This is a genomic window from Pontibacter sp. Tf4 (assembly GCF_014212495.1).
In the GTDB taxonomy this organism is placed as follows: domain Bacteria; phylum Bacteroidota; class Bacteroidia; order Cytophagales; family Hymenobacteraceae; genus Pontibacter.
Genome location: NZ_JACKZC010000002.1, coordinates 254,608 through 279,226, shown reverse-complemented (window position 1 = coordinate 279,226; position 24,619 = coordinate 254,608). Strand labels below are relative to the sequence as shown.

26 protein-coding genes are annotated in these 24,619 nt (G+C 48.2%); 7 read left to right on the top strand and 19 right to left on the bottom strand.

Going from position 1 to position 24,619, the window contains the following annotated elements; genetic code table 11:
* Positions 1-8: 8 nt before the first annotated feature.
* From H7F15_RS04155 to H7F15_RS04135, 5 genes are all read left to right on the top strand, one after another.
* Positions 9-782 carry an SDR family oxidoreductase gene (locus H7F15_RS04155; RefSeq protein WP_185195696.1) on the top strand — a complete coding sequence of 258 codons (774 nt, stop codon included), beginning with the start codon at positions 9-11 and terminating at the stop codon, positions 780-782.
* A 133-nt stretch (positions 783-915) separates the two neighbouring features.
* Positions 916-1,158, top strand: a complete 243-nt coding sequence (locus H7F15_RS04150) for a hypothetical protein (protein ID WP_185195695.1) — start codon at positions 916-918, stop codon at positions 1,156-1,158.
* A gap of 81 nt (positions 1,159-1,239) precedes the next feature.
* Positions 1,240-3,789 carry a DNA gyrase subunit A gene (gene gyrA, locus H7F15_RS04145; RefSeq protein ID WP_185195694.1) on the top strand — a complete coding sequence of 850 codons (2,550 nt, stop codon included), beginning with the start codon at positions 1,240-1,242 and terminating at the stop codon, positions 3,787-3,789.
* A 51-nt stretch (positions 3,790-3,840) separates the two neighbouring features.
* Entirely contained in the window at positions 3,841-4,971 is a 1,131-nt protein-coding gene (locus H7F15_RS04140) for a lipopolysaccharide assembly protein LapB (protein ID WP_185195693.1), read from the top strand.
* A gap of 380 nt (positions 4,972-5,351) precedes the next feature.
* On the top strand, positions 5,352-5,612 hold the full coding sequence (locus tag H7F15_RS04135; RefSeq protein WP_185195692.1) for a zf-TFIIB domain-containing protein: 261 nt from the start codon (positions 5,352-5,354) through the stop codon (positions 5,610-5,612).
* Between the two features lie 69 nt (positions 5,613-5,681).
* Here the strand turns inward: H7F15_RS04135 and H7F15_RS04130 are convergent, their stop codons facing one another.
* The 4 genes from H7F15_RS04130 to H7F15_RS04115 form a co-directional block, all read right to left on the bottom strand.
* Entirely contained in the window at positions 5,682-6,086 is a 405-nt protein-coding gene (locus H7F15_RS04130) for a phage holin family protein (protein WP_185195691.1), read from the bottom strand.
* Positions 6,087-6,159: 73 nt separating this feature from the next.
* Positions 6,160-6,831 (bottom strand): peptide-methionine (S)-S-oxide reductase MsrA, encoded by a 672-nt coding sequence (msrA, locus tag H7F15_RS04125; RefSeq protein WP_185195690.1) that lies wholly within the window; start codon positions 6,829-6,831, stop codon positions 6,160-6,162.
* 200 nt (positions 6,832-7,031) lie between these two features.
* Positions 7,032-8,027: a cation diffusion facilitator family transporter gene (locus tag H7F15_RS04120; RefSeq protein ID WP_185195689.1), complete on the bottom strand. Its 996-nt coding sequence runs from the start codon at positions 8,025-8,027 to the stop codon at positions 7,032-7,034.
* 108 nt (positions 8,028-8,135) lie between these two features.
* On the bottom strand, positions 8,136-8,417 hold the full coding sequence (locus H7F15_RS04115; protein ID WP_185195688.1) for an excinuclease ABC subunit C: 282 nt from the start codon (positions 8,415-8,417) through the stop codon (positions 8,136-8,138).
* Positions 8,418-8,579: 162 nt separating this feature from the next.
* Here H7F15_RS04115 and H7F15_RS04110 point away from each other — a divergent pair, with 162 nt between their 5' ends.
* Entirely contained in the window at positions 8,580-8,840 is a 261-nt protein-coding gene (locus H7F15_RS04110) for a hypothetical protein (RefSeq protein WP_185195687.1), read from the top strand.
* A 4-nt stretch (positions 8,841-8,844) separates the two neighbouring features.
* On the opposite strand, the gene H7F15_RS04105 is transcribed toward H7F15_RS04110, so the two are convergent.
* Positions 8,845-9,045 carry a hypothetical protein gene (locus H7F15_RS04105; RefSeq protein ID WP_185195686.1) on the bottom strand — a complete coding sequence of 67 codons (201 nt, stop codon included), beginning with the start codon at positions 9,043-9,045 and terminating at the stop codon, positions 8,845-8,847.
* Between the two features lie 149 nt (positions 9,046-9,194).
* Here H7F15_RS04105 and H7F15_RS04100 point away from each other — a divergent pair, with 149 nt between their 5' ends.
* Positions 9,195-9,965, top strand: a complete 771-nt coding sequence (locus tag H7F15_RS04100) for a pseudouridine synthase (RefSeq protein WP_185195685.1) — start codon at positions 9,195-9,197, stop codon at positions 9,963-9,965.
* Here the strand turns inward: H7F15_RS04100 and H7F15_RS04095 are convergent.
* The 14 genes from H7F15_RS04095 to argG all read right to left on the bottom strand — a co-directional run bounded on the left by H7F15_RS04095 (position 9,940) and on the right by argG (position 24,609).
* Positions 9,940-10,296 (bottom strand): hypothetical protein, encoded by a 357-nt coding sequence (locus tag H7F15_RS04095; protein ID WP_185195684.1) that lies wholly within the window; start codon positions 10,294-10,296, stop codon positions 9,940-9,942. The two genes, H7F15_RS04100 and H7F15_RS04095, sit on opposite strands and share 26 nt — an antisense overlap.
* 29 nt (positions 10,297-10,325) lie before the next feature.
* Positions 10,326-11,282, bottom strand: coding sequence for a DnaJ C-terminal domain-containing protein (locus tag H7F15_RS04090; RefSeq protein ID WP_185195683.1), 957 nt, complete (start codon positions 11,280-11,282; stop codon positions 10,326-10,328).
* 186 nt (positions 11,283-11,468) lie between these two features.
* Positions 11,469-12,062, bottom strand: coding sequence for a YqaE/Pmp3 family membrane protein (locus H7F15_RS19440; RefSeq protein ID WP_255481075.1), 594 nt, complete (start codon positions 12,060-12,062; stop codon positions 11,469-11,471).
* Positions 12,063-12,329: 267 nt separating this feature from the next.
* Positions 12,330-13,058 carry an N-formylglutamate amidohydrolase gene (locus tag H7F15_RS04080; RefSeq protein ID WP_185195682.1) on the bottom strand — a complete coding sequence of 243 codons (729 nt, stop codon included), beginning with the start codon at positions 13,056-13,058 and terminating at the stop codon, positions 12,330-12,332.
* Positions 13,052-14,311 carry a glutamate-cysteine ligase family protein gene (locus H7F15_RS04075; RefSeq protein ID WP_185195681.1) on the bottom strand — a complete coding sequence of 420 codons (1,260 nt, stop codon included), beginning with the start codon at positions 14,309-14,311 and terminating at the stop codon, positions 13,052-13,054. The genes H7F15_RS04080 and H7F15_RS04075 overlap by 7 nt, the downstream gene beginning before the upstream one ends.
* Positions 14,304-15,776, bottom strand: a complete 1,473-nt coding sequence (locus H7F15_RS04070; RefSeq protein WP_185195680.1) for a RimK family protein — start codon at positions 15,774-15,776, stop codon at positions 14,304-14,306. Before H7F15_RS04070 ends, H7F15_RS04075 begins: the two co-directional genes overlap by 8 nt.
* A gap of 8 nt (positions 15,777-15,784) precedes the next feature.
* Positions 15,785-16,558 carry a C39 family peptidase gene (locus H7F15_RS04065; protein ID WP_221626985.1) on the bottom strand — a complete coding sequence of 258 codons (774 nt, stop codon included), beginning with the start codon at positions 16,556-16,558 and terminating at the stop codon, positions 15,785-15,787.
* Between the two features lie 143 nt (positions 16,559-16,701).
* Positions 16,702-18,033, bottom strand: a complete 1,332-nt coding sequence (gene argH, locus H7F15_RS04060; protein WP_185195679.1) for an argininosuccinate lyase — start codon at positions 18,031-18,033, stop codon at positions 16,702-16,704.
* 82 nt (positions 18,034-18,115) lie between these two features.
* The gene (locus H7F15_RS04055) at positions 18,116-19,180 is read right to left on the bottom strand and encodes a M20 family metallo-hydrolase (RefSeq protein ID WP_185195678.1); all 1,065 of its coding nucleotides are present in this window, start codon (positions 19,178-19,180) and stop codon (positions 18,116-18,118) included.
* Between the two features lies 1 nt (position 19,181).
* Entirely contained in the window at positions 19,182-19,976 is a 795-nt protein-coding gene (gene argB / locus H7F15_RS04050) for an acetylglutamate kinase (RefSeq protein ID WP_185195677.1), read from the bottom strand.
* A 98-nt stretch (positions 19,977-20,074) separates the two neighbouring features.
* On the bottom strand, positions 20,075-21,025 hold the full coding sequence (locus tag H7F15_RS04045) for an acetylornithine carbamoyltransferase (RefSeq protein ID WP_185195676.1): 951 nt from the start codon (positions 21,023-21,025) through the stop codon (positions 20,075-20,077).
* 2 nt (positions 21,026-21,027) lie between these two features.
* A complete protein-coding gene (locus tag H7F15_RS04040; RefSeq protein ID WP_185195675.1) occupies positions 21,028-22,176 on the bottom strand; it encodes an aspartate aminotransferase family protein in 1,149 nt (382 codons plus the stop codon).
* A gap of 229 nt (positions 22,177-22,405) precedes the next feature.
* A complete protein-coding gene (gene argC, locus H7F15_RS04035) occupies positions 22,406-23,416 on the bottom strand; it encodes an N-acetyl-gamma-glutamyl-phosphate reductase (RefSeq protein WP_185195674.1) in 1,011 nt (336 codons plus the stop codon).
* Entirely contained in the window at positions 23,398-24,609 is a 1,212-nt protein-coding gene (argG, locus tag H7F15_RS04030) for an argininosuccinate synthase (RefSeq protein WP_185195673.1), read from the bottom strand. Before argG ends, argC begins: the two co-directional genes overlap by 19 nt.
* Positions 24,610-24,619: the final 10 nt, after the last annotated feature.

The window sequence follows — 24,619 nt, the reverse complement described above, 5'->3', positions numbered from 1 at the left end:
TGAAAGACATGAATACGAACAGATGGACCCTGGAAGGCCGTAAAGCTATAGTTACCGGCGGCTCGAAAGGCATTGGCGAAGCAACCGTTAAAGAGCTTTTAAGCCTGGGTGCCGAAGTTGTGGCCGTTGCCCGTAACACCGGAGCCCTGGTGCAGCTTACACAAACTATAGCCAGCGAAAAACTGCATACGCTTGCAGCCGACCTGAGCACTGCGGCCGGACGCGAGCAACTCAGCAGCTGGGTAACAGAGCACTGGAATGCCCTGGACATCCTTGTCAATAACGTAGGCACCAACATCCGCAAACCAACGGCAGACTATAGTTCCGAAGAGTATGATTTTATCATGAACACCAACCTGCGCTCGGCTTTTGAGCTGAACCGGTTGCTGTACCCGCTTTTAGCCAAGTCTGAACAGGGAAATATAGTGCATGTAACGTCAGTAGCCGGCTTAACCCATGTGCGCACAGGTAGCATCTATGGCATGACAAAAGCCGCCCTTACACAACTTACCCGTAACCTTGCCGCAGAGTGGGCTCCAGCCGGCATCCGGGTGAATGCTGTGGCTCCCTGGTACATACGCACACCCCTTGCCGAAACCGTGTTGCAGAACGAGGAATTTTACCAAAATGTGATCAGCCGGACGCCGGCCCGGAAGATAGGAGAGCCTGCCGATGTGGCGTCAACTATAGCCTTTCTGTGTATGCCGGCAGCCGCGTATATCACAGGCCAGACTATAGCCGTGGACGGTGGTTTTACAATCAATGGTTTTCACCCGCAATAGTGGCAAAAACTATAGTTTGAGCGAGGTAAATTAACAGGTAAAATACTGGTTATTCTGAGCAAAAAAGTGTAAATTTGTATGTTAAGGATATGATGAACCGGCGTATGTCCGTTGTTCTCTAAAACCCAACAACATGGCATTGAACCGAATCTTACTTCTCTTATTTCTCACCCTTTTTACCCTGACTTTTTATTCCTGTCGTCCTGCCTGCCCGATCATGCAGTGCAACGTGCGCATGGTGCACCCGCATGGCGAAGGGGAGTACCGTGGTGTTCCGATCTGGAAAAAACAGAACATGAAATACGGCGAGAAAATAAAACCTAAAAAGGACAAGGATAAGAAGAACGAGAAGGACAGGAGTAAAAATAAGAGTTAGCTTATATAGCCTCAACGCTATTTTTGCTAAATTGCCTGACTATTACAATTAAACTGAAACCAATATTTTATACTCTGAAACATGACTGAAGGCGAAAGAATAATACCAATAAACATTGAAGACGAAATGCGCGGTGCGTATATCGACTACTCAATGTCTGTTATCATTTCGAGAGCCTTACCCGATGTTCGTGACGGATTAAAGCCTGTGCACCGCCGTGTGCTTTATGGTATGTCAGAACTGGGGGTATCGTACAATAAACCATATAAAAAATCTGCCAGAATTGTAGGAGAGGTGCTTGGTAAGTACCACCCGCACGGTGACTCCTCTGTTTACGACACCATGGTGCGTATGGCCCAGGAATGGTCGTTGCGCTACCCACTGGTAGATGGCCAGGGGAACTACGGCTCGATAGACGGCGACTCGCCGGCGGCCATGCGTTATACCGAAGCACGCCTGAAGCGTATTGCCGACGAGCTGCTGAACGACCTGGACAAGAACACCGTTGATTTTGTACCGAACTTCGACGACTCGCTGAAAGAGCCAAGCGTAATGCCTGCCAAGTTCCCGAACCTGCTGGTAAACGGGGCATCGGGTATTGCGGTAGGTATGGCTACCAACATGGCGCCGCATAACCTTACCGAGGTGATCAATGGTATCATCGCCTACATCGATAACCGCGACATTACGGTAGCAGAGCTGATGCAGTACATCACTGCCCCGGACTTCCCGACAGGTGGTATCATTTATGGTTACGATGGCGTAAAATCTGCGTTTGAGACCGGCCGTGGCCGTGTGCTGATGCGTGGCCGTGCGGTGTTCGAGACAACTCCTTCGGGTAAAGAGCAGATCATTGTTACCGAGATTCCTTACATGGTAAACAAGGCATCGCTCATAGAGAAAACAGCGGCGCTGATAAACGAAAAGAAAATTGAAGGAATCTCTGACCTGAGAGATGAATCTGACCGTGATGGTCTGCGCATTGTGTACGATCTGAAGCGCGACGCCATCCCGAACGTGGTACTGAATAACCTGTACAAGTATACGGCGCTGCAATCATCGTTTGGCGTGAACAACGTGGCCCTGGTAAAAGGCCGCCCGATGACGCTGAACCTGAAAGACCTTATCGTGTACTTTGTGGAGCATCGTCACGAAGTGGTGGTTCGCAGAACACAGTACGAACTGGATGAAGCCCGCAAGCGTGCCCATATCCTGGAAGGCTTACTGATTGCCCTGGATAACCTGGATGAAGTGATCAACCTGATCCGTTCATCCCGTGATCCGGAAATTGCCCGTAACGGTTTGATGGAGCGTTTTGCGCTGTCCGAGATACAGGCACGCGCTATACTGGACATGCGTCTGCAGCGCCTTACCGGTCTGGAGCGTGATAAGATTCAGGCAGAATACCAGGAGATCATGAAACTGATCGATTACCTGACATCCGTATTGGCTGACGAAGGCCTGCGTATGCAGATCATCAAAGACGAGCTTGCCGAGATAAAGGAGCGTTACGGAGACGTGCGCCGTACCAGCATTGAAGCCAGCACCGGCGATATTTCTTACGAGGATATGATCCCGGAAGAGAACATGGTGATCACGATCTCGCATGAAGGATACATTAAACGTACTTCCCTGAGCGAATACCGTAGCCAGAGCCGCGGTGGTATCGGATCAAGAGGAGTGGCTGCTTCTAAGGAAAGTGACTTTACCGAGCACCTGTTCGTGGCAAGCACACACAACCACATGCTGTTCTTTACAGAGTTTGGCCGTGTGTTCTGGCTGAAAGTGTATGAAATACCAGAAGGCAGCAAAACTGCCAAAGGCCGTGCCATCCAGAACCTGATCCAGATCGAGCGTGAAGATAAGGTGCGTGCCGTAATGAACGTACATGACCTTAAAAACCAGGATTACGTACTGAACCACAACCTGGTATTTATCACAGAGCAGGGTACGATCAAAAAGACGGTGCTGGAAGCTTACTCGCGCCCAAGAACAAACGGTATAAACGCGATAACTATAAACGAAGGCGACAGACTGCTGGATGTGCAGCTGACAACCGGAAACAGCGAGATCATCATAGCGCTGGAGTCGGGGAGAGCTATCCGCTTTAACGAAACGCAGGTGCGCCCGATGGGCCGTAATGCCGCCGGTGTACGCGCAGTAACTCTTGCCGGACCAGAGGACAAAGTAGTTGGTATGGTTTGTGTAGAGAACCCGGAGACCGAGCTACTGGTTGTATCGGAAAACGGTTTTGGCAAACGCTCGCTGCTGGAGGAATACCGTATTACAAACCGTGGCGGTAAAGGTGTGAAGACCCTGAACGTGACGGAGAAAACCGGTAAACTGGTAGCCATTAAAGGTGTTATCGATACGGATGACCTGATGATCATTAACCGTTCCGGCATCACGATACGCCTGCATGTAGCAGATATCAGAGTAATTGGCCGTGCCACACAAGGAGTGAGGCTGATAAAGCTGAACGAAGGGGACCAGATCTCGTCTGTTGCGAAAGTGGAGATGGAGAACGAAGAAGAAATAGAGGAGGTGGTAATGCAGCAATCGGAGCTAAGCCCTGAAGAAGCGTTACAGCCAGACACGATGATCGATCCGGAAACAACAGATGAAGCGTAACACACCATTTAATTTTAGTAAGTTTTAACAACAAACCTTTCATAAACGAGCATGAAAAAAGTACTTTTAACTGCCCTGGCTGCTGCTACCATCTCAGTAGCGAGCGCTCAGAATTCGGCTGTAAACAGTGCCATCCTGAACCAGAAAAATGGTACACTGGATAAAGCAAAGACTGAGATCGACAAGGCCATAGCGCACGATAAAACCAAGGACAAAGCAAAGACCTGGTTCACCCGTGGTACCATTTACCAGGACATGATCGGCCACCCGGTTTATGGCAAAATGTCTCCTGAAAATGCACCGGAAATTGTACTGGAATCTTATGACAAAACAGTAGCGCTGGATGGCAAAGATGGCCAGTATGGCAAGCAGGTTCCAGATCGTCTGGATATGCTTTTTGGACAAGTGTTTAACCAGGCAGTAGAGTCTCACAACGCACAGGAGTGGGATAAAGCCATCAAGAACTACGAGCTTGCCCTGAAAATTAAGCCAGGTGATACTACGGCTCTGAAATATGGTGCGTATGCTGCCATCAACCAGAAAGATTACGCCAAAGCCATCAATTTTTATGACAAAATGATCGCGACCGGCAAAGCTGACGAGGATGCTTACAAAACCAAAGTACAGTTACTGCAGGAGTCACAAGCATCTGACGATCAGGTGATGGCTGCTTTAACGGAAGGTCTGAAAGCTTACCCAAGCAGTGTGTACCTGATGCAGGAAGAACTGCGTTACTACCTGAAAAATAACCGTGCTGATGAAGCCATGGCAAAACTGGAGAAGGCAATTGCAGCTGATCCGAAAAATGCCAGCCTTTACGCGGTATTAGGTAACCTGCAGGAGAAAAAGGGCAACCTGGATGCTGCTTACAAGAGCTACCAGAAAGCAATTGAAGTAGATCCGAACAACTTTGATGCTTACTACAACCTGGCTGTACTGGAGTACAACAAAGGCACAGACATAAACAACAAAGCAGCCAAAATGGACTACGCTACTTACCAGAAGAAAGGTAAAGCGCTGGAAGCACAGGCTAAGAAACACTTCGAAGCATCGCTGCCATATTTTGAGAAAGCACACGAACTGCAGCCTGATGACCAGTCTACGATCAAAAACCTGATGTCAGTTTATACAAGACTGAAGCGTACTGCTGATGCAGAGCGTATGGACAAGAAACTGAAATAAGGTACAATACCTATAGTTGAAAAAGGAAGCTGAACGGCTTCCTTTTTTATGGCTATAGTTTAACAGCTATAGTTTGCAAGCAACAAATACTATAGTTGTACTGAGCAGGTGAGTATAGATTGCTATAGTTACTGAGGTTCGTATAAACATTACTTAACATAATATAAATTATAAGACTGATTTATACGAGTTAAATAAGTGTCACTGATAATATACTTTATGTTAAATAGATACATTGTCAATCTCCATCGTATCGTAACTATAGTTTGTCTGAAGTAACTGTAACTACTGTTTGTCGTGTGCTGTAATGCTTACGTCTTATACTGCGCATCTATTTCATAGTTTGTGATTATATTTAATACACATCAACTCCCAAACTAATGAAATGCCCTAACTGCAACGAAACGCTGCTTATGAGCGAAAAAAACGGCGTAGAAATCGATTATTGCCCAAGCTGCCGCGGCATCTGGCTGGACCGTGGCGAACTTGAAAAGATCATGGAACGCTCCGGCGAACACTATTCCAAACGCGAAAATTACGACGCCGACTATAAACGCTATGGCTACGACAAATATGGCCGCGAAAAAAAGCATCCACACAAGAAAAAAGAATCGTTCCTGAGCGATTTCTTTGATTTTTAGACTTCATATACAAAAAAGCGCCTGTATAAAATAATACAGGCGCTTTTGCTATAGTTTAAAATGCTTTGCTTACGCGGTTTGTTGCACCAGCTCTATTTTAGTAACTGGCTTTTCAAGCGCGTATTCTTCTCTGTCGTCGCCACGCAGCCAACCAACTATAGCCAGCGCAATGGCTACAGCAATTGCAATAATCAAGGCTGGTAAAAATCCGTCAAGCTTAAAATTCCCTACCAGCGCGTCTACCAGTTTCAACATCAGCGCCGTAACTATAAGGCCTACAATAGCTTCCAGCAGGAAAAATGTTACCAGGTTCAGCAGGCCGCCCAACAGCCAGCCAATTGTCGCCGTGAAAATAGCAGTCAGGAATGCCACCCATAGTGCCGTCCAGAAACTTTTGACATGCACGCTCGACATGGCATACGACATGATCAGGATCACGGCTGCTGTTACTAACAGGTTAATAATGAAGTCCATAGTTTTATCTGTTTATGTTTGTATGTTCTAAAGTTCATATTACGGATAAAACACTGTTTTTGATGAGAACGGACTATTTCCTGTATTGCGGTTTTAACTTAGCTGCAAAGGCTTTCTCAAATTTATGCACTTTTGGCCGGGCTACCTGTATCACATACAGATCGTCAGGATTACGGGCATAATAATCCTGGTGGTAGGCTTCTGCGGGCCAGAATTTCCGGAACGGCTGTACCTGTGTCACTACTTTATTTTTGTATTTGCCCGAAGCATTTAGTTTACTGATATAGGAATTGATAGTCTCTTTTTCGGATGGTGTGCGGTAAAAGACAGCTGAGCGATACTGCTTCCCAACATCCGGATCCTGGCGGTTGAGCGTTGTCGGGTTATGCGTAGTAAAAAACACCTCTACCAGTTCCGGGTAAGTTATTTGGTCCGGATGGTAATACACCTGCACTCCCTCGGCATGCCCGGTCAGGCCACTGCTTACCTTTTCGTAAGTTGGTTTCTGCTCCTTCCCTCCCACATATCCCGAAATAACTGCCTCCACTCCTTTCAGCCGTTCAAAATATGCCTCGGTACACCAGAAACAACCTCCGGCAAACGTAGCTTTAGCCAATCCGGCTGTATCAGGCGGAGCTATAGTTCTGTTTTGTTCCGGCGCCTCTCCTTCCGTAGGCTTATCGGGTTGCGAGCAGCTACTTAGCAAAAATACCAGCGGTAAAAGTATATAATGGTAAACAGACATGACCTTGACAGTTTAAAAGTTTAGGAGTTCAGGAGTATTAGAATTGTAGCGCTGTTATTATTTTACGGTTCTACTATGGAACAGGCGAAACTTACCGGATGTTTTAGAAATCCCTGTTTAATGAGTACTATAGAAACTATAGCAGAATGAGGCAACTATAAAACTATAGTTTTCACCTCGCACTCCTGAAATTTTAAAGTCTAAAGACTGTGTTTGCGGTCGGAAATTACTTTTTCAAAATCCCACTCTACTCTCTCTTTAAAAGCGTGCAGGCGCACCTCGCAGTCAGATTTGCTGCAGATGAGGCAGGAAGGTTCAATACAGGGATCGGTATGGATGAATAGTTCTATCGCAGGATCAATTTTTTCACGGATGAGCGCCCCTACAGCTTCCACTTCATCGTGCGCTTCCAGCACGTTCAGGTACCAGGGCAATGTCAGGTGACAATCGATGTGCAGTGTTGAGCCATATTTTATGACACGCAGGTTGTGCACGTCGATCCAGTTAACACGACGGTTCTCGTTGAGTACTTTTACAATACGCTGCAGCAGTTCATAGTCCGCCTCGTCCATAATGCCCGCTACCGACGAACGTAATATCCGGTAACCGGTATACCCGATAAAGATACCGAACAGGATGGCAACTACACTATCCAGCCAGATAAGCCCGGTAAAATAGATAAGGATTAGCCCGACCAGGATACCAACTGTAGAATAGGCATCCGTTTTCAGGTGCTTCCCTCCTGCTATCAGCACCAGCGAATTGATCTTTTCGCCACGTTTTTCGGTAAAATATCCTACGGCAAAATTTATGGCACCACTTATCGCAACAAGGGCAATACCCACATCCAGTTGCGTGAGGGCATGCGGCTGAAAAATATTGTAGATAGATTTGAAAATGATAGCGCCACCGGCCACCAATATAAGTGAGCCCTCCAGTGTGGCTGCTATAAACTCTATTTTACCGTGTCCATACGGATGGTTCTCATCGCGCGGGCGCGCCGACAATACCAGGCTGTACAAAGAGAAACCACCGGCTACTACGTTTATAATAGACTCCAGGGCATCTGTTAAGATGGCGTTGGAATTGGTAATAAAATAGGCAACAAATTTAGCGACCAGCAGCAACACGCCCACCAGCACCACAAAAATCTGTATGTTGATGTTGTCGCTAAGGCGGTTTTTAACTGGTAGCATCCGGAGTAAGGGCAGAAATTGTATGAACTACAAAGGTACAAAAAACCTGCCAACTGCCCCTAAAAAACAGGTGTTTCCGATCTTATAATCAGTAGTCGGTAGCTATAGTTACAGGAGGTCGCTCAGGTCCAGCCAGTTCGGGTTCATCGATTCTATCAGGCGCCTGGTATCGTTGGGAGTGCTTTCTTTTATGTGCTTTTCGCGGGCGAGCGCCATGGCCTCGTAATCATAATGCTCGTAATACACCAGTTTATCGGGCAGGTGGCTGGCCTGCTGGCGGGTGTGCTGCAGGTGTTTTTGCAGGTTATCGGCGGTGCCAATCTGCAGGTTATTGTTGCCCGGCTCTCCACCGAAAATATATACAAAGTAATGATTGTTCTCTTGTTGCATAACAGTACATTTATGTATGGCTATACGCAACAGCTTAGGCTACGTTCACGAAGCCCTGGTGCAGCTCAAAAGGGGTAACTATGCAGGCTATATTCTCCCGCAAAACTCAGAAAAACCAGACTGTTAAATGTAGATTATGAGAGATTACCGTATAGTATACCCATGGCCCTGAACAAGAAAATAGAGCAGTATCTGCAGAAAATATTTGAACCGGACACCAGCATGGAGCTGCGGCTGCTGGGTAAAGACCTGACCTTTTATACCAATGAGCATGGAGAGCCGGTAACGCTCTTTATCGGGCAACGTCGCCCCGATGGCGCCATAACCGGTGAAAGATATGTTCGCACTATAGTTCGCCAGCCCGGAAGCCTACAGATACAGAAAAGCCACTGGGACCTGAAAGGAAAAGTAACCAGGTCCTGAGAAACTATAGTTCGGAAAGGTCGTAATCTTTGCCTTTCCCGTAACGCAGCAGGTCCTGCAGCTGGTATAGTTCCAGTGTGTGCAGGTCTTTTAGTATAAACCTGTCCCCTTCCTGTATTTCCATCACCACAAATTCGAAAGTTTCGCCGTGATTCTGAAGCCTGTATTTGCTGCCTTTACGCAGGTTGTTAAATGCTAATGCCATTTGTTCTGTTTACCTGCAAAGGTAGTAAATGTTGGTGGTTGATTATTGATTGCTAATTGCTGATTGTATATAGTTATTTAGGAGTCTGTATTCATAATTCATAATTCATAATTCAGATTGAACTACTTTTGCAACTTCAGGAGGGAGATATGGTGTTAGAAATACTATTTGAGGATGCAGATTACGTGGCAATAAATAAGCCGCACGGGTTGTTGGTGCACCGTACACGCATTGCCGAGGAGAAAAAGGAATTTGCCCTGCAGCTACTCCGCGACCAATTAGGCCAAAAGGTTTATCCGCTGCACCGGCTGGACCGTGGTACGTCTGGTGTGCTGCTATTTGCCAAGTCGCCGGAGGCGGCAAGGCCTTTGGTACAGCAGTTTGAAGAACGGGAAACCGGTAAAGTATACTATGCCATTGTGCGCGGCTATACCCCTGAATCTGAAACAATCGACTCCCCTATTCGCCCTGACAAGGACCACCTGCACAAGCTGCCCCTGGATGCTATTACACATTATACACGGCTGGCAACTATAGAATTACCGATACCAGTCGGCCGGTATGCCACGGCCCGCTATAGTTTGGTACAGGTAAGGCCTGAGACCGGCCGTATGCATCAGATCAGAAAGCACTTTGCTCATTGCAGGCATTACATCATCGGCGATAAAAAACACGGCGACTGGCGGCATAACAAAATGTTCCTGGATGAACTGGGTAGCCCACACATGTTGCTCCACGCGGCTGAGTTAACTTTCATGCACCCCTTTACAAAGCAGGAAGTACAACTAAGAGCCCCACTCTCACCTACCATGGCCCGGCTTTGCCTGCAATTCAACTGGCAACAGGCACTATCAGCGCATCAGATTGAGCTGCCTGCTGGTTTAGACACAACTGCTATTCCTGGTGAAGCGCCCGTTTAATAAGCTCTGCCTGTAACTGGGCAACAACCTCATTACTTGTATCAGCATTGATCAGCAGTAACATGTAAGCCATCGGAGAAAGGCGCCAGTCCCTGATTACCTGCCCGCCCCGCGAACGATAGACAGCCTTGATGTTTTCGCGCAGTGGCAGGCGCATGCAGGTACAAACCTCGGTAGTACGTTTTACAGCCTGATCCAATTCCGAAAGGTTCTGGCAGGCATGGCGGCTTAAGAGGTCGGAGGCGTAATATGTGAGATTACGTTCTGCCAGGCTGTCCAGAAAACTGCTTATCCGGTCATGTTCCTGTAACTGGTCTAATGTCGCTAACATAAGTGGCATTGGCTAATGGTATTACATGATTAATGTGCTGCCGTTCTGGTTTGCTGCAGGTCCCGTAGTTTCTGCAGCAACTCCTTTTCTTCACTTGTCAGGTGCGTTGGCAGCGTTATGCTAATCTTTACGTAAAGGTCGCCGTGCTGGTCGGTTTTACCATACACGGGCATTCCTTTGCCGCGCAGGCGCAGGGTTTTATCGGGCTGGGTTCCGGCTGGGATTTTCAGCTTCAGCTGTCCGGTCAGTGTCTGCACATGCGCTTCCCCCCCAAGGATGGCGGTATACATGTCCAGTGGCAGGTTGGTATACAGGTCGTTGCCTTTGCGCTCAAAATTCGGATCAGGCTTAACCGAAACTTTAATGTACAAGTCGCCGGGTGTACCGCCACCAACTGCAGGCGCGCCTTTCCCTTTAATACGCAGTACCTGCCCGTCGGCCACACCCGCTTTGGTAGTAATGCGCAGCTGCTGGTTGTGCAGGTTCAGTAACCGCGATGTGCCATGGTAGGCTTCCTGCAGCGTAATTTCCATTTCGGCTTCATAGTCCTGGGCTTTGTGAGCCTGACTGCTACGTCTGCCACCACTCTGTTGCTGACCAAAACCGCCACCCCCGAAAAACTGCTGAAAAAAATCGGAGAAGCCACCTCCCCCAAACATATCTTCATCGGCTTCAAAACCCCTGAAACCACCACCCGGCTGGCCACCGCCATAGTACTCGTATCGCCGGCCTCCCGGGCCGCCCGCACCAGCATTCTGGTACTGCCGCCAGTTAGCCCCTAACTGGTCGTACTGTTTGCGCTTTTCTTCGTCGCCCAGCACTTCGTAAGCTTCGCTGATATCCTTAAACTTATCTTCGGCCGCCTTGTCGCCTTTATTTTTATCCGGGTGATATTTTTTGGCAAGAGACCGGTACGCCTTCTTTATCTCGGCCTGAGATGCTGTTTTGGTAACTCCCAGTATTTTATAGTAGTCCTTGTAGTCCATAGTCTTACAAATAGAAAAGGGTGTTTCGTGCAAAAGCCTTTTATTAAAACGAGAGCCACAGCTGTCGGTTATAGTCTGTTTAACGGGTGTAACTATAAACTATAGCATGAGGCTACTCCCTATACAAGATAACAAAAAAAGCACCCATGGCGAGTGCTTTCCTTTTACTATAGTTTGTGTACTGTATCAGATTGTATCTGTAACTACCAGTAAGGCATAGATCACACCTGGTAACCAGAAAAGCAGTGTCAGGATAATGCTGATCCAGAAAGACGTGCCAATGCCATCGTGCAGGAATACAGCCAGTGGCGGCAGCAGTACAGCCAGAATAATCTCGACGATTGAGGTTCTGGAACCACCCTGTCTGATCGCTTCTTTCAGTTCTTTTTTAAGCTCTTTCTTCTCTGCTTTGGTCATGTTGGCCATGCGCTCTTTAACCAGCTCTACCGCTTCTGCTTCGGTTACAACTTTTTCGGTTGCCGGGGCTACAGGCGTAATTTTTACCGGACCCGCGGCTGGCTTAGCTGCTACCGATGCTTCCAAAACAGGCTGCGGTGCCGGGGCAGTTTCAGTTGACTTCGTTTCTTCGGCTTCCACCATCGCTACTACAGTCAGGTCCTGTGTCTCTTTTGCTTCTGCAGCCGGAGTTTGTTTTTTCTGTATCTGATAAGGAGCCTGTTTGTGTGCGGCAAACTCATAGTACTTCGCTGAGCTACATGCAAATAGTAATTGTCCGGCGATCAGTACAAAAACTAATTGGAGTAAATTTTTAAATTTCATAGTTGATTTGGATTTAGGTAATTGATGTTTAAGGTTACTGAGGGTACTTTAACAGTATAATAGCTGCATGTAGTGTCATACTATATATGAGTTTAATTTGTTTTACTAATACGGCGCTACAACTATAGTCTGCGTGTAAATTTCTGATGTATAGCACTACTTTTAACGTACCACCGCCTACCCACTAACTATAGCATTACCGTTACAACTATAGCAGCAATGGCTACATGGAAAACTATAGAACTATAGTTGAGCGCAGAAACTCCGCTATAGTTCTTCTTCGTCGGAGAGTTCGGGGCGGAAGTGTTGCAGTGTTGCTTCCAGGGAACGGTAAACAGCCTGCTGTACTTTTTGCCAGGCGGCTGCATCGCCCAGCGGAAACTTCTGGTTCACTTCAAGCTCAATGCCTACATACTGATCATCTGTAAACTTGCGGCGCAGGTAGGTCGGAAATCCGTCGGAAATGCCCAGGTACGGGTAGTTAAAGCGTACCAGCAGACTGTTATCATTGATCTGGAATTCCTGTTTCCAGCGGCGGCAGAAGGCCTGCTCCAGTTTGCGCTTTGGGTCATATAACAGCCCGATATCCGCTTCCCGTATCTCGCCATTCAGCTCAGGTGTAAAGGTGTGCACAGCCACATGCAGTACCTGTCGGCCAGCAGATACAAAATCATGCACCAGTTGCTCTACATCGTCGCGGTACGTAAAATAATGCTCCTTCAGGATAACAGATTTATTTTCGTCCGGAAGCTCCCGGGTAACATCGGAAAACAGCCTGGCGTGGTGCAACGACCTGTTCAGCTCGACCAGCAGCCGCGAAGTTTCTGAATAGAATGTTTTATCTGCGAGCGGCTCCAGCTTACGGAACAGTTCCAGCGCCCCGATGTCGTATCCTTCATGTGAGGCAAGCCACTCCTCCTTCCCTGAGAAATGAGCACTATAGGCTTCCGGAATCTGGTTACCAGCATGTTCGCAGGTAAGTAATAGTTTCAACATGGTTTTTCGGGTAAGTACACTCCTCCTTTTTGTAAACAAACGGCGAGTTGCCTGTACACCTTTTCGATAGATGCAGCGTCAGGGTTTTGTGGCAGCGCTTCTAAGATACGTTTGGCCAGGTTCCCTCTCGACAGGATCACATTCAGGGCATGCTGCACGTCGGGCTGTTCTTCCAATGCTATAGTTTCGGCAGCGAGGTGGCGCCATAGTTCGCCGGCAGTGCAATTATCGGTACAGTCAAAGCCAAAGCAGCGCAGATACTCCAGGTCGGTGATAATGGCCTGCTGCCCGTGCTCGATCACACTAAGTAAGATCTTAGCGAGGCGGTCTTCAACAAATGCCATCTGCTGCTCCAGTTTTACCCAGCGCTCCGCTATAAGTGCCTGCAGTACAGATACCGTAGCCTGTGCAATGGCCAGGTCAGCTACCGGGCTTTCCTGAATGTCCAGCAAACGGATCTCAATCGTGTTGCGCTCGAAACGGGCAATAGCACCGCGCGAATTCAGAAACTCTTCCTGCAACGTTCCTTCAGGGTCATAAGGCGCCACATCGGTGTACATTTTCTGCAGGATCTGCTCTTCGTAGGCCTGCTTACTGAACACTGGCTCCGGGATCACTTTGCCTGTAATGCTCGGTATCTTGCTTTGGTTCTTGCGGTAAACTTCCAGTCGTGTATCAAACAGGCCGGTAACTTTTCCATCCAGTACCGGCGACGAGGCGCTGAGTGCCGGGAGTACCGGAAGCAGCATCCGGATGGCCGCATGCAGCTTTGCAAACTCCTCGTCGTTGGCAAATGGCAGGTTAATGTGCGTGCTCTGCAGGTTTGCCCAGCCATGCCCTTTGCAGTCGAAAATGCGGTTATAAGCTTCGTACACGGCGTTGTGCTCGTGCGGCCATAGTTGTGTGTCGGTATCGGGGTTCATGGTCGGGTGGGCACCGGTTGGCAGCAGCATGGCATCGTACTTTTCCAGCATCTGGTTTATCTTCTGCACATGCTTCTGAAACTTGCTGCACAAGCCTTCCAGCGATTTTACCGGCCCCTGTGTTTTCAGCTCCACCACGTGCAGCACCAGTTCGTTGCTCCAGGCAATATCGCCAAACTCCACGTCCGAAATGTATTTCCCTACTTCGTCGTAAATCAGCTTATCTGTAATAGGCAGCACGCGCAGGTCTTTTCTGCTCACGATCATGTATTCCAGCTCCACGCCGAAGCCTTCGAAGAGGTGCAGGGTGCGTTTGGGTTGACTATCCATCGGTTCGGATGTTTTTATGGTTGTCAATACGTCGTTTGATGGATTTGATGATAGCAGCATATAGTTCTTTTTTTAGGATCAGGTCTTCGCAACCTGCATCTATATTTGGGTTATCGTTTACTTCAATTACGTACGCTTTTCCGTCAATTTCTTTCAGGTCTACGCCGTACAGGCCATCGCCGATCAGGTTAGCCGCTTTCATGGCCGTATGCAGTACCTGGAAAGGCACTTCCTCAAAGGGCACCGTATCGGAATCGCCTTCGGTTTGCTGGTGCTTTTTGCCATTCCAGTTATAGATCTGCCAGTGGCCTTTGGCCATGTAATAGCGGCAGGCATACAGGGGCTGTTTATCCAGAATCCCGATACGCCAGTCAAAATCTGTGGGCGTAAACTCCTGCCCTATGATCAGTTCCGAATCTGCCAGCATTTTATCCAGCTCTTTTTGCAGACTGCTCCGGTCCTTGGCTTTCACCACACCCTGTGAGAAGGAACTATCCGGCTTCTTCAGCACACAAGGCAAGCCAAGCTCCTCTTCCACTAGGTCGCGGTTATCTTTGTGGATGATCATTGACTTTGGTATCGGCACTTTCGCTTTGGTCAGCAGCTCGGCCAGATACACTTTGTTGGTGCAGCGCAGTATCGACACCGGGTCATCGATCACCACCAGTCCGTCGGCGTAGGCTTTACGGGCAAACTTATACGTGTGATGATTGACAGAGGTGGTCTCCCGGATAAAAAGGGCATCAAATTCGGCCAGGCGGCGGTAATCATCCTTGGTGATCAGCTCCACATAAAAGCCCTGTGCCTCTGCCGCCTCCACAAAATGCTGAATAGCTTTTTTATCTGATGGCGGCTCCTTCTCGTTCGGATCTACCAGTATGGCCAGGTCGTATGTTTTGCGGGTAATGCGGGCACCCGAAAAACGGTGGCGGGCAAAATAAGCTTTGGCAAATTTTACCACATAGCGCAGGTGGTGGTCCGGAATTTCGTTTACCGGTATCGGGCTGATACTTTGCAGCACCCATTCATCTTTAAAAACGAACTGTGCTTTTAACAAAGGCGCCTGAAACAGGTCGTGCAGCTGCTTGCATAGTTTGTCGTATTTGGCTGCCACATTCTGCCCGAAATAAATGCTCAGGGTAAAGCTCTTAGAGCGCAGACTGGCCAGGCTTTTCTGGATAAGGTCGTTGATCTCTACTGTAATGGCACGAACTATAGTCGGGCTTTTCAGGTCCTGCATGGTGGTTACGCTGGGGATGGGCTTATGCCCGCGCGCCTCGGCCAGCAGCGACACGTAATAGCCGGCGCTCTGGTACTTGTAGCTGCGGCAAAGGTTAAAAATACGGGCGTTTCTTATATCGGTATAAGTAGCATCAGTCAGGTAAGCCTGGGCGTCCACCACTTCCACATCATCAATTTTCGTCTCCCAGTCTTTCGGGTAATCGACTACTACTATTTTACGCATGTTTTGGGTTAATCTGTTAAGGGTTTTTTGGGCTCTATGGCCAGCAGGTTTGCATCGAACGTGGACATACCCAACATAATAGAGCTGAGCAGGTGCGAGAGGCCCACTTCGTAATAGTTGTTTTTAAAATAGGGGTTTTCCTGGTAGGGATCGGCTACCACCACATAGCGCAGGTCATCGGTAAAGCCGCACAGCACTACAAAATGGCCCATCGGATAGCCCTGAACATCATCATACACCGAGTTACCTGCTTCATCAGCAAATTCGCGGGCACTGCGGTACAGATACGTAGCACTTAAGCCGGTCAGCATCGGGATTCCTTCATCGAAATAGCTACGCATCAGGTCAACGGTCAGGTCCTCGCAGCGCAGCTTGCCACCCAGCTTCAGAAACTCGATGTATGCACGGGATGCACGCTCCAGTTTTTTACCTTTTTTTACTTCCAGTTGTTCTTCCAGTTTCCTGATCACTTCTTCGTTGCTGAGGCGGAACCAGGTAGGATCGAACACATGCAGGTTGTAGGTAAAAATGGTAGCAGAATAGCCTCGTTTTAAAGCATGGCAGGCCAGTAACACTTCCAGGGTACCGCCTTCGTCGAGGTACGGCACTTCTTTAATGACCTCGCTCAGCGGGATCGAATCATTAAAATAGCGGTAAACTGCGTGCAGACTGGTAGGGCCGCAGGTAGAATCGTCGGGTTGGGTATGTATCTTTATCGGAATCACGATGCTGTGCCTTTTTGTACTGAAAACAGTGTGAACCTTATACGCGACAGCTGGCATAAGTTTTAGTAAATTCCGGGGATTATAGATTATAGTTGGAAGGTGCAGAAACAAAAAGAGACACCAATTGGGTGTCTCTGTATAAAAGATGGCAGGAAAAGGAAACCAAGGCCTGCCTTTAGCGTTTAAGTTAAGCCGCTATATCACGCCAGCAACTGGTCAATAGCAGCATCTACTTTTCCAAAATCAAAGCCTTGTAGCACCTGTTGCATCTGCGTGGCAATTTGCTTAGTGCAGAGATTACCGATGCTACCTTCGTGGGTATGATTTACCTGTGTTGGCGCTTCGAAAGTACCAGCAGCTATAGTTGCGCCAATGTTTTTATAGGCATCCCGAAATGGCACTCCTTGCAGCACTTCGTTATTCACCACTTCTACGCTGAACGCATATTTGTATTTCTCGTCCTGCATGATATTGTCTTTTACAATAAGCTGTGGCAGCATATAGTTGGCCATCTGAAGGCAGTCCAGCAATGTACCGAAAGCCGGGAAAAGGCTCTCTTTCAGCAACTGCATGTCGCGGTGATAGCCGGATGGCAGGTTTGTGGTTTGCAGTGCTATTTCATTCGGCAGCCCTTGTAGTTTGTTGCATTTACCACGAATCAGCTCGAACACATCCGGGTTCTTTTTGTGCGGCATAATGCTGGAACCCGTAGTCAGCTCGTCCGGTAATCTTACAAAAGCAAAATTCTGGCTCATGTACAGGCACAGGTCCATCGCCATGCGGCCAATGGTTGCAGCTATAGTTGCCAATGCCGTTGCTACCACACGCTCGGTTTTACCACGCCCCATCTGCGCATACACCACGTTATAGTTCAGACCTTCGAAACCCAAAAGATCGGTAGTCAACTGACGATTCAGCGGGAACGAAGAACCATAACCAGCTGCAGAGCCCAATGGGTTTTTGTTACTGATTCTGTAAGCAGCTTGCACAACTAACAGGTCATCAATTAAACTCTCGGCATAAGCACCAAACCACAAACCAAACGACGAAGGCATAGCTACCTGCAGATGTGTGTAGCCCGGAAGCAACTTATTTTTATGCTGCTCGCTTAACTGCTGCAGCGTATGAAATAAGGTCTCAGTAGCTTCGACTACCTGGCGCAGTTGGTGGCGCATGTATAGTTTCAGGTCTACCAACACCTGGTCGTTGCGTGAGCGACCGCTGTGTATCTTTTTGCCGGCTTCTCCGATGCGTTTGGTAAGCAGCAATTCAACCTGTGAGTGCACATCTTCCACGCCATCTTCAATCGTAAAATTACCCTGCGCTACTTCTTTGTGTAGTTGCTTTAGCTCGCGTTGTACAGCTTCCAGATCATCCTGTTCCAGCAGACCAACCTGCGCCAGCATACGCGTGTGCGCCAGCGAGCCAAGTATATCGAACGGTGCCAGCTCCAGGTCCATTTCGCGGTCGTTACCCACCGTAAAGCGTTCTATTTCTGCCTGTACCTGTATGTCTTTCTGCCAGAGTTTCATGTTCTAAATTTGAAGATTTGGAGATTTGAAAATTTGGAAATGGTGTATTCAAACGAACCCGCCCATTTCTAATTTTTAATTTCTAATTTATAATTAAAGAAAGCATTTTGATATAAAGCGCAATGCCTTCTTCCAGTTCCTGTAGTTCGATGTATTCGTCGGCGGTGTGTGAACGGGCGGAATCTCCGGGGCCGAGTTTTACGGATGGTACGCGGAGCAATGCCTGATCGGATGTTGTAGGTGACCCGTAGGTGCTGCGCCCCAAACTTATTCCTGCCTGAACTATAGGATGATCTAAGGGAATACCGGATGGCTGCAGACGAACTGAGCGTGGCGTAACAGTTGCTTTTACATGCTGCTTCACTGTCTCGAGCACTTCTTCCAGACTATAGGCATCGGTCACGCGAATATCTACGGTAAACTTACAGATATCCGGCACCACATTATGTTGCGAACCTGCCTGCACTACTGTAACGCTCATCTTTATCGGGCCAAGCGTTTCCGATACTTTCTCAAATTTATAGTTGCGGAACCACTCGATGTCGGGCAGTGCTTCGTAAATGGCATTTATACCTTCTTCGCGGGCAGCGTGACCGGCTTTGCCATGCGCTATACAATCCAGTACCAGCAGACCTTTTTCGGCTACAGCCAGGTGCATTTGGGTAGGCTCACCAACTATAGCAAAATCTATTTCACCCAGCAAAGGAAGTATGGATTCCAGTCCGTTTGTTCCCGAAATTTCTTCTTCGGCGGTAGCAGCAAGCACGAAGTTATAGTTAAGGTTCTGCTTCGGATAGAAATACAGGAACGCAGCGATCAGCGATACCAGGCAACCACCAGCATCGTTGCTGCCCAGCCCGTATAGTTTGCCGTCTTTTAATGTTGGCGTGAAAGGATCTATCGTATAGCCGGCGTTGGGTTTTACCGTATCGTGGTGCGAGTTTAACAGTATAGTTGGCAGATCCGGGTTAAAGTGCTGGTTATAGGCCCACACATTATTTCTCTGTCGCTCAGCTTTTATACCGTGGCGCTCCAGGAAACTATAGATGGCAGCAGCGGTCTTATCTTCTTCTCGGCTAAAGGATGGAATGCTGATCAGTTGCTGTAGCAGCTTAAGTGCTTCGTTGTATAGTTGTTCTATTGTCATATTATGCTTTCAGCGCTATAGTTGTACCGGCCGGTTTCCCTTCTGCCATCGCCAGCACATCCTCCGACTGACCGATCTTAACTACACTCACCCCACCTTGCAACGTCGCAAATGAGTTATCCAACTTCGGTATCATACCGGCAAACACCTGTCCCTTTTCCTTCATTAAACTATAGCTTTCGGGTGTCAGCAACTCAACTACAGAATCATCGTCTGCGGCATCTTCCAGCACTCCTTTCTTTTCGAAACAATACAGCAGTTGCACCTTGTATTTCTGAGCCATAGCCACCGCCAGAACCGAAGCTACCGTATCTGCATTTGTGTTAAGCAGCGAGCCGTTTCCGTCGTGCGTAAGTGGAGCAACTATAGGTGTAAAACCGGCCTGCAACATGGCATCCAGCGCCTGCACGTTTACACTTTCAGGACCCGCAACATCACCTACAAAACCGTAATCAATTGTTTTAACCGGACGTTTCTCTGCTTTAATGATGTTGGCATCTGCACCTGTCAGACCGATGGCGTTGTTGCCTAAAGCCTGTAGTTGCGCTACAATATTCTTGTTCACTAACCCACCGTACACCATCGTTACAACTTCCAGTGTTTCGTCATCTGTAATACGGCGACCGTCTACCAGTTTAGGTTCGATGCCCAGCCGCTGGCCAATGGCCGACGCTATTTTGCCGCCGCCATGTACCAACAACTTCGGACCAGTTACTGCAGCCCAATCAACCAGAAAGCGGTGCAGCAACCGGGGATTATCAATTACATTACCACCGATCTTAACTATAGTCAGCATTGTTTTATCGAGTTTCTTGACTGTGTGACAAAAGACAAAGGACTTTTGAGAATGATGAAAAAAGTCTTTTGTCCTCTGTCAGATAGTCCTTTGTCAAATTAAAGCGCTTCCAACATGCGCTTCAGAACAGCCTGCGCAGCGTAGGTGCGGTTGTTAGCCTGCTCCAGAACCAGTGAGTTTGGTCCGTCCAGGATCTCATCGCTCAGTTCTACATTGCGGCGAACCGGAAGACAGTGCATAACTTTGGCATTGTTGGTCAGCGCCAGTTTCTCATTGGTCAGCATCCAACCTTCTCCGTCATTCAGCACTTTACCATATTGCTCGTAGCTCGACCAGTTCTTTACATACACAAAGTCCGCACCCTTCAAAGCTTCGTCCTGGTTGTGCAGTACGGTAGCGCCTTTTGTAAATTCATCAGCCAGGTCGTACCCTTCAGGGTTGGTGATCACCAGTTCCACATCGGCCTGCTGCATCCATTCGGCAAAAGAGTTGGCTACACACTGCGGGATAGACTTAACATGCGGCGCCCAGGTAAGCACTACTTTCGGCTTTTTACCAGCTGGTTTTTGCTCGGTTATAGTAACCAGATCGGCCAAACTTTGCAGCGGGTGTCGTGTGGCAGATTCCAGACTTACAACCGGAACCTTGGCATAGCTGATAAACTTGTTCAATAGGTCTTCGCTATAGTCTTCGTCGCGGTCCTGCAGTTTCGGGAACGAACGGATACCGATGATGTCGCAATACTCGCCCATCACGGCTGCAGCTTCTTTTATGTGCTCTACCGTTGTGCCGTTCATGATGGCGCCATCCTGCGTTTCCAATGCCCAGCCTTCTTTGTCCAGGTTCATCACCATCACGTTCATGCCCAGGTTTTGCCCGGCTTTCTGGGTGCTCAGGCGCGTGCGCAGGCTTGGGTTCAGGAAAATCAGGCCAAGGGTTTTATTTTGACCAAGCGATTTATAGTTGTATGGATTTTCTTTCAGATGCAGCGCTTCTTTAACCAGTTCATTCACATCGGCCACATCGTGCACAGAAGTATATTTCTTCATTTTTAGTTTTCCTGTAGGGTATAAACAATTGCTTCAAAAGCCGACACAAAGGCTTCCACTTCACGGGCGCTTATAGTTAGTGGCGGCAATAAGCGCAGCGTGTTTTTGTCGGATGATGAACCTGTGAAAATGCGATGTTTCTCCAACAGCTCTTTTCGTATCGGCGCGCAGGATTCTTCCAGCTCTACTCCTATCATCAGGCCTTGTCCACGTACTTCGCGCACGCCCGGCAACGCCTGTAGTTCCTGCATCAGGCGCTGGCCCATGCGGGTGGCATTGTCCAGCAACTGCTCCTGCTCCATCACTTCAAGTACAGCAATACCTGCAGCGCAGGCCAGGTAGTTTCCTCCAAACGTAGTACCCAGCATCCCATGTTTCGCTTCAATGTTCGGGCTGATCAACACCCCACCTATCGGGAAACCATTGCCCATTCCTTTTGCAACCGTGATCAGGTCTGGCTTAACACCGGCATGCTGGTGCGCAAAGAATTTACCCGAACGTCCGTAACCCGACTGCACTTCATCCAGGATCAGCAGAGCCCCAGCTTTTTTGCAGCCAGCTTCTACAGCCTTCAGGAAAGTTGGCTCCGGAATATGAACGCCGCCTACACCCTGTATACCTTCCACAATTACAGCTGCCAGCTCAGAACCATGTTCATTAAGGGCTTGCGCAAAAGCATCCAGATTGTTCAGGGGTAGGAAAACTACGTTATCTGTCTCGTTAACCGGTGCAATGATGGATGGATTATCAGTAGCAGCTACGGCAGCCGATGTACGGCCATGGAAAGCGCCTTTAAACGCGATAATCTTCTTACGGCCTGTTTGAAAAGAAGCCAGTTTGATAGCATTTTCGTTGGCTTCGGCGCCGGAGTTGCACAGGAACAAACTATAGTCTGGGTATCCGCTGAGCTCTCCGAGTTTCGCAGCAAGTTCTTCCTGCATCGGCATCTGCACCGAGTTAGAGTAAAAACCGATATCGTATAGTTGGCGGGCAATGCGCTTTACATAATGCGGGTGGCTATGGCCAATTGATATTACAGCGTGGCCGCCATACAGGTCCAGGTAGCGGGTACCTTTGTCGTCCCAGATGTAGCAGCCCTGGCCGCGTACGGGATTTATATCAAAGACAGGATAAACATCGAAGAGATTCATGGTTTATTCGTTGAATTAGATGTAGGAAGTAAGACAGTAAAGGAAGTACTCAACGTACATAGCTTTAATTGTTGATGGTTATATTGTTACCTCCCCCTAACCCCCTCCTAAAAACAGGAGGGGGAATTTTTAGGAGAAATCTTTTTATTTCATTTTGCTCTCGCTCTCTAAAAACTAGCGAGGATTATTTAAGCTCCCTCCCCTGTTTTTAGGGGAGGGCTGGGGTGGGTTAAAACCCTGTTGGTTTCAGTTTCAATCCTGCTGTTTCTTCCAACCCGAAAAGCAGGTTCATATTCTGCACCGCCTGGCCTGATGCGCCTTTCAGCAGGTTATCGATCATGCTGGTGAGTACGAGCATTTCGCCCTGCTTTTCTAAGTACAGAATACACTTGTTTGTATTCACTACCTGTTTCAGGTCCGGCGTAACGTCGCTGATCCAAACAAATGGATGTGTACTGTAATAGCTGCTGTATAGTTCGCGGGCTTCGGCTATAGTTAAGCTGCTTGGCAAATAACTTGTGCAAAGTATACCACGCGTAAACGGCCCGCGGTACGGCACAAAATGGATAGCAGGCAGTGCTTGTTCTGGCTGTAGTTCGTGCAGCGTACGGCGGATCTCGTTCAGGTGTTGGTGGTTTAGCACTTTATAGTTTGAGATATTGCCGCTTCGCCAGCTATAGTGCGATGTAGGGCTCAGGCTCTGTCCTGCTCCGGTGCTACCTGTAATGCCACTCACATGCACTTCATCCGAAATCAATCCTTTTGCAGCCAATGGTAGCAACGCCAGTTGAATGGCTGTAGCGAAACATCCTGGGTTTGCAATGTGCTGTGCCTGCTTTATTGATTCGCGTAGCAATTCAGGTAAACCATAGGTAAAGGCTCTGCCAGTTGCATCTATAGTTTGCGCATTCCCAGCTTCGCCGTTCCAACGGAAATCCTGGCTCAGATCGATGATCTTTATGCTTTCTGCAAATGTGTTCTCAGCTAAAAATTTCTTTGCTTCGCCATGTCCTACACATAAAAACAGCACATCCACTTCCTGCTCGTATGAGTCGCTAAAGGATAATTCGGTTTCACCTAACAAGTCGGCATGAGCTGTATGAACGGGTTTACCAGCCTGGCTTTTGCTGTTCGTAAAAACCAGTTCCACATTCGGGTGATTCAGCAACAGGCGTAGCAACTCGCCACCGGTATAGCCGGCACCGCCAATAATACCAGCCTTTACTTTTCCGTTGCCCATGCTGTAGTGGTGTTATTTACGTTGTGGTATAGTTTGGTCTGGTTACCGAAAATCTTCGTGAAGCCTTTCACATCGTCAGCGGTCCAGGCGCGGTTCATTTCGCCGTAGCTACCAAATTTGTCGCTCATCAGGTCGTGCTCGCTCTCAATGCCTTCCACCTGGAAACGGTATGGGGCTAGCAGCACATGCACTTTACCGGTTACGGTTTGTTGCGTGCTCTCCAGGAAAGCCTCAATGTCGCGCATAGTTGGGTCTAGCAGCTGCCCTTCGTGCAGCCAGTTACCATACCAGGTTGCCAATTGGTCTTTCCAGTATAGTTGCCATTTGGTTAGCGCGTGCTTCTCCAGGGTGTGGTGTGCTTTGATGATCACCATTGGTGCTGCAGCTTCAAAACCTACACGGCCTTTAATGCCGATAATAGTATCACCCACGTGGATGTCGCGGCCAATCGCAAACGGACCAGCCATTTCCTGCAGGCGCTGAATTACCTGTATCGGTGTTTCAAACACTTCATCATTCAGCCCAACCGGTTCTCCGTTTTTGAAAACTATAGTTACGCGCTCGGCTTCGTGTTTGCTAAGCTGTGTCGGGTAAGCCGACTCAGGCAATGGCAGATGCGATGTAAGGGTTTCCTTGCCGCCAACCGATGTTCCCCAAATTCCTTTGTTAATGGAATATTGCGCTTTCGTAAAATCCATCTCCACACCATGCTTTCGCAGATATTCGATCTCTTCTTCGCGCGATAGTTTCATGTCACGAATTGGCGTGATGATCTCTACATCCGGAATGATCGCCTGGAAAACCATATCAAAACGAACCTGGTCGTTACCAGCGCCGGTGCTGCCGTGGGCTACATAATCTGCCCCGATGTTTTTGGCAAAGTTAGCAATGCTCAGTGCCTGCGTTACACGCTCCGCACTAACGCTCAGCGGATATGTATTGTTCTTCAGCACATTGCCAAAAATCATATACTTGATGCAGCTCTTGTAGTAGCTCTCTTTCTCATCGAGATGCGTGAATTGCTTCACACCCAATGCATAAGCACGGCGCTCAATTTCCTGAATTTCTTCAGCAGAAAAACCACCAGTATCTACTAAGGCTGCATACACTTCCAGCCCCAGTTCCTGCGACAGGTAAATTGCGCAATAAGATGTATCTAATCCGCCGCTAAAGGCTAACAAAACTTTCTTCATAACTATAGTT